Raw genomic sequence first — 9,947 nt, forward strand, 5'->3', positions numbered from 1 at the left:
TCGTCCTGCTGCTTCTCGTCCTCCATGAGCACGGTCTGACCGAGCAGGTCCCCAAGGGGCACGCGCAGGATGCGCGAGAGCTCCGCGAGCATGTCGATACGGGGTGGCTTCCGGCGACCAGTCTCGATCTTCGCCAACCAGTCGGTGCTACGGCCGACCAGTCCGGCCAGAACTTCTTGCGTGTAGCCACGACGCTTGCGGTAGAACGCAATCCGTTCACCGATGCTGAGGTGATCTCCGAGACCACGCATTGCGTGCTGCCTCCTGCTGGTTGGGGGCTCGTTTCACGGTACCGAGTCGGTGACGGGGCCGGAAGCCGGCCTCGGCGCCCCTTGGTCAGAGGACAGAGTGAGGGGCCGAACGCATAGGGACCCGGACACTGTGTCCGGGTCCTTCGAAGGATGGAAACGGCCAGAAGCCGTACGTAGCGGCCTGCGTTGAGGGCATCATCTGGCACATGGCGACACCAGCCAGGTGATCGAACGAACCATCTCCTGGCTGTCCGGATACCGCAGACTGAGCCCCCGATACGAACACCAACCCCGCAGCTACCTCGCCTTTCTCGGACTCGCCGCGGCCCTCTGCCGCTACAAGAGACTCCTCAAACTCACCATGTAGACGGCCTTAATGTTCGGTGCGACTTTCTTTTCTAATTCTATTGAGCGCTTCTTGTGTAGTAGCCACCCATGCCGCCGCAGCTACACCATAAAGAACCGCACTTATGAATTCTCTACGGTGCTCCTCTTCTGCCTTTGCGAGACTATGTACGCGTATCTTTACTGAACTTGCATAGACCGGCTTTTCTATCGGAATGCGGTAGATCCACTCCCAGGTTTCAGGCCACCGCGCAACTGGAGTCGGCTCCGGTCCAATATCAACCGCCCAGTCATCAACGAGCGCCGGACATTCCCTGCACTGAGACATTACGGCGTCAACTTCTACATCCTTTCCCCGAAGGTGCAATTCACCCTGATGTTCATTCTTGATATTCAACTTTTCGGGATCACCCTTCAACACTTTAAAGCTAGGTAGTGAAATGGCACCGTTGCTTCCCAGTTGCTTGTCGAAGACGTGCTGCTTCAGGGGCCAGCAGATCGCGATTTTGTTCTCACGGTTGCGTGCCGGTTCAAAAACCATATCCTTCTCTTCTCCCTTGCCCCTCCCTTTTTGGCGATGCGGCGACATTGTCGTCTGCATCTCTGGTGTGTTTTTCCACCACTCCGGCTTCACGCCTTGCATTTCGGTGATAACTTTCCAGTCCGGATTTGGGTCGACCTCCGCCCCCGTAAAAACCATCAGCTGGCATTCGCGGTCACCCTGCTCATCTTTTCGGTCTTCCTTTCGAAACCTGTAGGGGAACCAGGTGATGACCTTCACATGGAGTTGCCGTATGTGCTTCTCTTGTGGGCTCACTACGAATGCAAACGTCTTCGGCGTTGGCGGCTTAGGGCTTCGAATTTCGGGCTGTATGTGGCGTGCTATTGCGAATAGGGAAAGTCCTGCGATGAACAAGGCCATCGGCGTAACCCATAGGTGGAAAAACCTGGGGCGTTCCCTGCTGCGCCAAAAAGCGATGAAGAAGAGTCCGATCGAAACCCCGCCCACAATGATGGCCCATATGGCATTGAAGCCAGCAAGGACAGCAACAGCCGCAAGGAACACAAAAATGCTGACGTACAGAAGGTGGCGCCTCGTGGAGAAATCCTCGCTCCGGAAACGAGCGAGAGCAAAAAACCCTAACCCCACAGCGATCGCAAATGCGATACAAAAGCCAGTAATGATAGTCGCGACCACAAGGAGCACAAATATGCCGACGCCTCGAAAGTAGCATCTCATGACTTTTGTCTATCTCGGAGAGGTTGACAATTTATCGTGTGATTGATGTCATCACTCTCTATAGTGGTCCTAGCTGAGCTTCCCTGCCACTTGCCTCTGGGGGGCACCGGCAGGATGCGGCGTCTGTGCACCTCGTGACGGTCCAGTGGAGCGTGTCGGCCGCGTGTAGATTGGTGCACAAAACTAGGTGACCTGGAAGAGTCCGGCCTCGCGTCACCGGCCGAGACAGCGTCGGCAGGTCCAGAGCCGGGCCCAGCTCCAGCGGCTCACATGCCAGCTGACGTCGTTGCAGAACACGTACGCGATGCTCTGCCGACACAGTCGGCCATCCACCGGCTTTGGCCCGGGAGCCTTCTTTGGCCAGGGCGGCAACAACGGCTCACCAGTGCCCATGGTTCACCGTCTACGACCCACGGCAATGCCCGCGATCTGGGCCAGCATCGACGCAGGCAAGACCCACCACCACTGCGCCGCGATCGACGAGAGCGGTCGCCGGCTACTGTCCCGACGCGTTACCAACGACGAGCCCGACTCCTCCAACTCCTCGCCGACGTCCTGGCCCTGGGCGACCAGGTGACCATACAAAGGGCTCACCGCGTCCCGCGGAACAACGTAGGGAAATTTGACAAACCTTGTGACCAGGCGCGAAGTATGGGTCGCGGACGGCCACGGACACTCCTGGATCGGGATCGCACAACTCGTAATGCGTAGTCCGCCGAGGGCGCGGTGCGTTGAAGCCCCTGCTCACCGAGTGCGGGCAGGGGCTTCAACGGCCGTGTTACCTGGCCGGCGTGACGGTAATCGGGACATCCGGGCAGCGACTCATCGTTCCGACCCTCCTCATGGGCCAACAGCCGAGCCCGTACCGATGCTCCCCAAGGCCGGGCTACGGGTCGGCCGGCCAGGTAGTCAACACGGTGCCGGTCTCCTCGTCGGTGAGGGTGATGCGTGCGCCGGGCAGGCTGCCGCGCTCGCCGACCCAGGCGGAGAACTGGCGGCGCGCGGTCGTCTCGCTCCCCCACCAGCCGTGCATCATCGCCCGGCCGGCGGCGGTCAGGGTGAGGTGATAGCGGCCGGAGTTCACAGCGCCCACCCGGCGATCATGCAGTCGCGGCACGAGTCCTGCCAGCGCAGGCCCAGCCCAGGGATGGTGCGGCGGCAGGTGGCGACAGCCGGCGCCCCGCAGGCCGAGCACGGGTAACGGCCTGGCGGGGTGATGCGGTCGCGGCCACCGGAGAACCGCAGGGGCCCGCCGGGAGCCGGGTCCAGGGCGGAGGGGGCGATACCGAGGGCTGTAAGGATCTGCAGGTCATCACGCATATTCGCCTCCCTGCTGCCCACCCCCTTTCTGGTGCCGGAGGGCAGCCTACCTCCTAGAATCGAACACGTGAACGACACCGCCCTGTCCCGCCTCGACCTGCTCCGCTTCCTTGAACGCGTGCAGGAGGGCGACCTCGCGCGCACACGCCGCTGGATCGCCGACGAGGAGCGTAAGGAACGGGAGCGCCAGACAGGCGAGGCGGCTCGGCCGGCGCCACCCGACTGGCTCCTCGAATACGGGCTCAACCGGGACGCGATGCCCAACGCCGCGCACGTCGGCGGCTGCCACATGGCGGGGAAACGATCGAAGGGCGTGGACAGCGAGACCGTCAGGCGGGCGCTGGCGGCCGGGGTGAAAGCCTGCACGCACTGCCGGCCGGACTCCGAGCTCGGCATCCTCGACTAGGCGCTGCGAGCGCGGCGCCCCGACGCCTTCCTCGCGGTCGTCTTCCTCGCGGTTGTCTTCTTCGCTGTGGCCTTCTTGGCCGGCTGCTTCTTCGCGGCCGCCTTCTTCTTCGGCTTCGGCATCTCGTGCACCTCGGCCGGCTCGCCGCGGGCGGCCTTCGCCTGCTCGACGCTCGCGTTCAGCGCGGCCATCAGGTCGAGCACGGGGGCGGGCTGCTCCGGCTCCGGCGTCTCCGGGAGCGGCCTGGCCTCCCGCTTCGCCTCGATGATCTGCGCCATGGCCTCGGTGTAGTGGTCCTGGAACTCCTCCCCTTCCAGGGAGTCGGTGGTCATGGTGTCCATGAGGGCGAGCGCGCCCTCGATCTCCTCGTCACTCACCTCGACCGGGGGCGGCAGCAGCTCGGCGGGGTCGCGGATCTCGTCCGGCCAGCGCATCGCATGGAGCACCAGGACGTCGCCCTTCACGCGGAGCAGGCCGAGCCGCTCGCGGCCGGACCATGCGTACTTCGCAACGGCCACCTTGCTGGAGCGACCAAGAGCCTGCACAAGCAGCTTGTACGGCTTGACCGCGACCTGGCTGGACGGCTGCAGGTAATAGCCCTCGCCGATGCGGATCGGGTCCACCGACTCCAACGGCACGAACGCGTCGATCTCGATCGCCTTCGCCGTCGGCAGCGGCAGGTTCCTCAGCTCGTCGTCCGTGATGGGGATGACCTGCGTCTTGGTCAGCTCATACCCCTTGCCGATCTCGTCCTGGGAGACCTCACGGTCCTCCAGTTCGCACACCTTGCGCACCCGGACGCGGCCCATGTCCTGAAGGTGGTACTGGTGGAAGCGGAAGCTGTGGTCCTCGGTCGCGCTGACCACGTTGATCGGCACGGTGACCAGCCCGAAGGAGATGGCGCCTGACCAGATGGTTCGGGGCATGACACACCTCCGTAGTAGCCCCGAGCACCATCAGGCTATGGCTGCCACGCTGCTGACGCAGCACACCCCTGTCATGGCCCAACGGCAGGTTGACGCCTGCGTCGCTACCTGGCAGGCCGACTGTTTCCTCCCGCCTCCCCACGCCAGTAAGCGAGGTTGTGCCGGGTGGTGAGGGTGTTGGGGTGGTCTTCGCCCATTACTCGCACTATGTGGGGCAGCAGGTCGGTGAGGGCGGCTGCGGCCCCGGCCGCATCCCCCGCCTCCCCCCGCCAGTAAGCGAGGCTGCGGCGGGTAGTGAGGGTGTTGGGGTGGTCTTCGCCCATTACTCGCACTATGTGGGGCAGCAGGTCGGTGAGGGCGGCTGCGGCCCCGGCCGCGTCCCCCGCGTTCCCTTGCCACTGGGCGAGGTTGTGCCGGATGGTGAGGGTGTTGGGGTGGTCTTCGCCCATCACTCGCACTATGCGGGGCAGCAGGTCGGTGAGGGCGGCTGCGGCCCCGGCCGCATCCCCCGTCTCCCCCCGCCAGTTGGCGAGTCCGTGCCGGGCACCGAGGGTGTTGGGGTGGTCTTCGCCCATGACCTGCACCATGCGGGGCAGCAGGTCGGTGAGGGCGTCTGCGGCCCCGGCCGCATCCCCCGCCTCCCCCAGCAACCAGGCGAGGTTGTGCCGGGTGACGAGGGTGTCGGGGTGGTCCTCGCCCATCACCTGCACCATGCGGGCCAGCAGGTCGGTGAGGGCGGCTGCGGCCCCGGCCTTATCCCCCGCCCTCCCCCGGAACCGGGCGAGGTTGTGCCGGGTGACGAGGGTGTCAGGGTGATCTTCGCCGAGCACTCGTACTCGGTCGGCCAGCAGGTCGGTGAGGGCGGCTGCGGCCCCGGCCGCGTCGCCCGCCTCTGCTTGCCACTGGGCGAGGTAGTGCCGAGTGGTGAGGGTACTGCGGTGATCTTCGCCGAGAACTCGTACTCTGTCGGCCAGCAGGTCGGTGAGGGCGGCTGCGGCCCCGGCCACGTCCCCCGCCTCCCCTTGCCACTGGGCGAGGTACTGCCGAGCGTTCATGGTGTCGGGGTGGTTTTCGCCCAGGTAGTGACGGCTGGTTTGCGTGAGTTGCTGGAAGTAGTCGCGGGCGGCGGTGACCTGCCCGGCCCGGCCGAGACTTCGTCCGGCCTTATACAGCACCGTATACGCGGCGGTCCGGTACAACGCGGCCTCGGCGGCCTCGGTCAGGGCGGCAGTACTGGCGCGCAGGGCTTCTGCCAAGCTGGTGTCGCGTTCGGGGTTGGGCCAGGCGGCCAGGAGGGCGTCGGCGGCGGTATGGGCAGTTTGCTCGTGCTGGTGAGGGCCGAGGGTGTCGCGGACGGCACGCTGGAGAAGCTGGTGGACTCGGACGGCCTCGTGCGGGGAGGCAGGTGTGTGATCGATGAGGCTGAGTCGATGCAGCGCCCGCAGGGCACCGGCCGCTTCTTCTGGAGTGGCAGATGCTGGAGACTCGTCTTGCCCTTCCGCCCGCGGTGCCTGTTGCGGCGTTGTATGCGATCCGTTTTCGGCGCGGTGTTGGGCCAGGTGGGCGAGGACGGGAGCACTGGTCAGAACGGTTTCGGGGATGCCGTTGGGGCTGAGGAACGCGGCGAGCTGGAGCATCGGACGGGCCAGACCCACCGGGCGCAGGCTGTCGGCGCGGTCGACGGACAGCGACCAGGCTGCCGCCGCGCTCTGGGTCTGACCGTCGGGCAGGACCTCGGGAGCGGTGTCGGCGAGCAGGGTGGCACGGTCGGCCAGCAGTCTCCGGTAGGCGGTGGCGCTGATGCCGGCATCGATGAGGTAGGCAGCGGCCTGCGACAACGCGAGCGGCAGGTGCCCTAAATCCTGGGCGAGCGCGGTGAGCTGTTCGTCGGGCTCGTGGCGGCTACGGGCGCCCAGCGCGGCGGTGAGGTAGGCGAGGGACTCGGCCTCGGTGAACAGCCCGACCTTGATCAGACGGCCGGACAGGGCAGCGTCCTGACGGCGGGTGGTGACCAGGGTGCGGCCGTGCGGGCCGGCCGGCGGCCACAACCCGTTCAGGTCGGCCGGGTCGGTGACGTCGTCGAGGACGACCAGCCACCGGCACGGCGCAGCGTTCGCCTTGGGCTCCAGCCAGGCCAGGAACGTACGGGCGGCGGTTTCCCGGTCCGCGGGGTCGGCGCCCAGGATCTCCACCGCGGCCTGCGCATACCCGGAAGCGGCCGCGATCGCGTTGCTCGCGGTGATCCACACCAACACGTCCAGCTCACCGGCCTGCCAGGCGGTGCGGGCGTAGTCGGCGGCCAGCTGCGTCTTGCCCACCCCACCCATCCCGGCCAGCACCTGACCACGCACCGTGTCCTGCCCCACCAGGACCGCAGCCTGCCCACCCGTGAGTGCCTCACGTAGCCGAACCACTTCCGCGCGGGTCTGGAAACAACCCGCCCGCGGCGGGATCACCCCCACCTGATGCGGCCACACGGCCGTGGGCCGCCGGGCCCCGTAGTAGTGGTGGTTGTGGATGTCCGCCTTGCCCGTGACCGGGCCGGTGAACACACCGCTACTGAAGTCGACATGGTCCCCGCCCTCAGCGCCGTACTGCGCCTCCCCGCCCGCCACTAAAGCCCCCCATACCTGGCGCCTCGAAGGGCGATCAGCCCCGCCCCCCAAGCGCCAGCTGCGCCTAGAATGCCGCCCCCCAAAGCACCGACCAGACCGGCCACCCCTGCATCCATGGACCGTAAATCTAGCGGCCCAAGCGCGTCTGCTCTCAACGAGGTTGCGTGCTCTTATTGATCAACTGCGGGCCCGATCGCGGGCTGCCTGTGGGCCGTCCGAGGGCAGCCAACGACGACAGACAACGACAGTTGGCGACAGCGAAAGTCCAGCAATAGGGCGGGCCACAGGAAGGACGGAGTCCGGTAGCGGCTACAGGCTGCTCCACCAGTCGGAGAGGCGGATCAGCAGCCACATGCCCCCGACCACCACCACCGGATAGGCCAGCCAGAACGCTGCCGGATTTGCCCGGTTCATCTCGTCAAGTCGCTGCCTGTCATAGTCCGACAGGCGATGCATGGGAGTCGGCTTGCGCGTGCCCTGCGGGTCTTCGTTCATGACGCGCTCCGGTTCGCTCAAGGTCCGATGTACAGGCAGCATCATGCAGGCTTGTGCGCTACCGGTGAGGGGCAAGTGTCGGAGTTGTGACATGCCTACGGAATGATCACGTGATCTGGAGAACTGCGCGGAGAAGAGGGCGGGCGTGGATCCACAGATTCAAGGGGCGTTGTGGGGCTCGGCAGCAACCGCTTTGGGTAGCGCCATCGCGTGGGTGGGAGCTAGGGCGCAGGCCCGATCCGCTTTGGAAGCGGTGCGAATGCAGGTGCGCGGGCAGAGGTTTGAGGCTCGATGGCAGGCGCGGCGAGAGGCTTGGGCAGCGTTTTTTGGCAGTGTCGAGCAGACCAGGAGTGCCGTGGCGTATGCCCGAGCGTTGTTCCTAGCCGAGCGGGCGCATGGGGTAACTGTTGGGGATGGTGCGGCCGCAGCGCGTCTGGCAGTAGAAGACTCGGTCAAGGCCATGCTGTTTCAGCAGTCACTCCTGCGCCTGTCCGTGTCCCCAACTGAAGCGGCCACCGCCGACAGCCTCACCGAGCAGGTTCTTGCTGTGGTCGTCTGCCTGAATCAGTGGTGGGAGGCCGTCCTCCATGGCAGGCCAGGTGTTGACCATGCGGAGCGGCGATTGACGATGCGGGCGAACGACCTGATCGGAACGATCGAGCATGTTGTGCAGACTGCTCGTGGCTGGTTGGACGTGTCCCCAGACGTTGATCGTCCTCGGCGCTCGCTGTGGCGACGCTTGCGTGAGGCGTACCTGGACTGGCGGTTGCGAGACGTGCAGGGTTGAAAACCGTCTGGGCGATAGCCCTACGCCCGAGGCACCTGAGGTCTGTCGAGCGGGTCTCGTTGGGCCGACTCATCGCGGCCATGACCAGCAGAAACAGAACCGTTGGCGTACGCCGACCCGTACGCCAACACCAGAGCACAACCACTGCTAGCCCAGGTCACCAGTGGCCAACTTGCGCAGCCCAATGTCAGTGTCCGTAGCTACTGTTCGGGCGTGGATGAACTCTTGAGTGAGGTGCTCGGCCTTCAGACGGTGTGGCAGGCGAAGAACACCGAAGAGATGCAGCGCCGTGGCTTCGTCGTTCGTACCGAGATTTGCGACTGGCTGCGTGAGCATGCCGAGGCTCTCGCCGTAGCCATGGAGATACCCCTCGACGACGTAGGAGTGGAGGGCAAGGACGGGGCCGGTCAGAGGGCTGAAGTCGTATGGACCCGCGTCTACTCGAAGAGCAGAACCCCGAGTGCAACCGACGGCTGGTACATCGTCTATCTATTCAGCGGCGACGGTGAACGCGTCTACCTGTCGCTCAACCAGGGCACGACCGAGTGGATCGCCGGCGAGCTCAAGCCCCGCGAGCCCGCCGCCCTGAAGAAGCGCATCGACTGGGCCCGCCCGCTCATCGAGCAAGTTGCCGCCGAGCGCACCGACTTGCTGACTGCGATCCGCCTCAATGCACGCACGAAGCTTGGCAAGGGCTACGAGCCCGGCAACGTCGTGGCCATCGAGTACCAGCGCGATGCCATCCCCAACTCAGATGTCCTGAGCGAAGATCTGCTCTTCATGGCACGGCTCTTGGGCCCCCTCTACAAGGCCGCGGACGACGCGACCTACGTTCCCGGCGACCTACCGGTGGAGGTCCGAGAGGCAACCCAGAGTGCGGCGACCACCGCGAACCGCAGGAGCGCCCGAAAGGGCGGCCAAGGGTTCCTCCTGACCGCCGCCGAGCGCAGAGCCATCGAGAAGCGCAGTGTCCTGCTCGCCACTGAGCACTTCGAGGCACAGGGATGGACCGTGAAGGACGTCGGCGCCAGCAAGCCGTACGACCTGCACCTGACGCGTGGTGACGAGAAGCTTCCCGTAGAGGTGAAGGGGACCACGTCCGACGGTAGCCAGATCATCCTGACGCGGGCCGAGGTCGAATGGCAGCGCAGGTTCGCGCCGGACAACGCTCTTGTGATCGTCCACTCCATCGAACTGGATCGCTCTGTCGAACCTGTGACCGCGACTGGTGGAGTCCTCCACTGCACCTCGCCGTGGACCATCGAGGAGGAGACCTTGACCGTCATCTCCTACATCCACAGAACCGGACTGTGAGGCGGCCGGCGAGCACGCGACTTCCTCCCCCAGGTGTCCCCCGACAGAGGGCAGCACACGGAACTTCGCAGGTCGTAGGCAGCTAACGGAGCCCGCTGTAAATTTGCCGGGCTCAGAGCTGGGCCGTCCTCAGGCCGCGCGAGGGCGGCCAAGGACAACCGCCAACGGCCGACAATGACCAAGGAGGCGCGGCAGGTTGCCGCGGCCCCTTGCTACGTCTGTGCAGCTATACCCAGGTGCCCAGCATC

Annotated in this window: 10 protein-coding genes and 2 pseudogenes; 5 read left to right on the forward strand and 7 right to left on the reverse strand. The window is 65.4% G+C overall.

What is annotated here, in order from left to right:
* A partial coding sequence (locus ACFYZZ_RS45130; RefSeq protein WP_389189891.1) for a helix-turn-helix domain-containing protein occupies positions 1 to 251 on the reverse strand: 251 nt, incomplete at its 3' end.
* Positions 252 to 474: 223 nt separating this feature from the next.
* On the opposite strand from ACFYZZ_RS45130, the pseudogene ACFYZZ_RS45135 reads away from it, so the two are divergent.
* A pseudogene (locus ACFYZZ_RS45135) lies at positions 475 to 618 on the forward strand (IS5/IS1182 family transposase); the annotation flags it as partial.
* A gap of 6 nt (positions 619 to 624) precedes the next feature.
* Here the strand turns inward: ACFYZZ_RS45135 and ACFYZZ_RS45140 are convergent.
* Complete coding sequence (locus tag ACFYZZ_RS45140) at positions 625 to 1,836, reverse strand: hypothetical protein (protein ID WP_389189893.1); 1,212 nt, start codon at positions 1,834 to 1,836, stop codon at positions 625 to 627.
* 418 nt (positions 1,837 to 2,254) lie between these two features.
* On the opposite strand from ACFYZZ_RS45140, the pseudogene ACFYZZ_RS45145 reads away from it, so the two are divergent.
* Positions 2,255 to 2,412 (forward strand): annotated as a pseudogene (locus ACFYZZ_RS45145) (transposase); the annotation flags it as partial.
* A gap of 310 nt (positions 2,413 to 2,722) precedes the next feature.
* Here ACFYZZ_RS45145 and ACFYZZ_RS45150 read toward each other — a convergent pair.
* Complete coding sequence (locus ACFYZZ_RS45150; protein WP_389189895.1) at positions 2,723 to 2,929, reverse strand: hypothetical protein; 207 nt, start codon at positions 2,927 to 2,929, stop codon at positions 2,723 to 2,725.
* Positions 2,917 to 3,156 carry a hypothetical protein gene (locus tag ACFYZZ_RS45155; RefSeq protein WP_389189897.1) on the reverse strand — a complete coding sequence of 80 codons (240 nt, stop codon included), beginning with the start codon at positions 3,154 to 3,156 and terminating at the stop codon, positions 2,917 to 2,919. Before ACFYZZ_RS45155 ends, ACFYZZ_RS45150 begins: the two co-directional genes overlap by 13 nt.
* Positions 3,157 to 3,223: 67 nt before the next feature.
* Here ACFYZZ_RS45155 and ACFYZZ_RS45160 point away from each other — a divergent pair, with 67 nt between their 5' ends.
* Entirely contained in the window at positions 3,224 to 3,562 is a 339-nt protein-coding gene (locus ACFYZZ_RS45160; RefSeq protein WP_389189899.1) for a DUF6233 domain-containing protein, read from the forward strand.
* Here the strand turns inward: ACFYZZ_RS45160 and ACFYZZ_RS45165 are convergent.
* From ACFYZZ_RS45165 to ACFYZZ_RS45175, 3 genes are all read right to left on the reverse strand, one after another.
* Complete coding sequence (locus ACFYZZ_RS45165; RefSeq protein ID WP_389189901.1) at positions 3,559 to 4,488, reverse strand: Ku protein; 930 nt, start codon at positions 4,486 to 4,488, stop codon at positions 3,559 to 3,561. The genes ACFYZZ_RS45160 and ACFYZZ_RS45165 overlap by 4 nt on opposite strands.
* A gap of 104 nt (positions 4,489 to 4,592) precedes the next feature.
* Positions 4,593 to 7,103 (reverse strand): FxSxx-COOH system tetratricopeptide repeat protein, encoded by a 2,511-nt coding sequence (gene fxsT / locus ACFYZZ_RS45170; RefSeq protein ID WP_389189903.1) that lies wholly within the window; start codon positions 7,101 to 7,103, stop codon positions 4,593 to 4,595.
* A 309-nt stretch (positions 7,104 to 7,412) separates the two neighbouring features.
* Positions 7,413 to 7,598, reverse strand: coding sequence for a hypothetical protein (locus tag ACFYZZ_RS45175; protein ID WP_389189905.1), 186 nt, complete (start codon positions 7,596 to 7,598; stop codon positions 7,413 to 7,415).
* Between the two features lie 355 nt (positions 7,599 to 7,953).
* On the opposite strand from ACFYZZ_RS45175, the gene ACFYZZ_RS45180 reads away from it, so the two are divergent.
* Together ACFYZZ_RS45180 and ACFYZZ_RS45185 are read left to right on the forward strand one after the other, a co-directional pair.
* A complete protein-coding gene (locus tag ACFYZZ_RS45180; protein WP_389189907.1) occupies positions 7,954 to 8,385 on the forward strand; it encodes a hypothetical protein in 432 nt (143 codons plus the stop codon).
* 213 nt (positions 8,386 to 8,598) lie between these two features.
* Positions 8,599 to 9,699 (forward strand): MrcB family domain-containing protein, encoded by a 1,101-nt coding sequence (locus ACFYZZ_RS45185; RefSeq protein WP_389189909.1) that lies wholly within the window; start codon positions 8,599 to 8,601, stop codon positions 9,697 to 9,699.
* The last annotated feature ends 248 nt before the right edge of the window (positions 9,700 to 9,947 follow it).

It is taken from the genome of Streptomyces sp. NPDC001816, from assembly GCF_042892235.1.
Classification (GTDB): Bacteria; Actinomycetota; Actinomycetes; order Streptomycetales; family Streptomycetaceae; genus Streptomyces.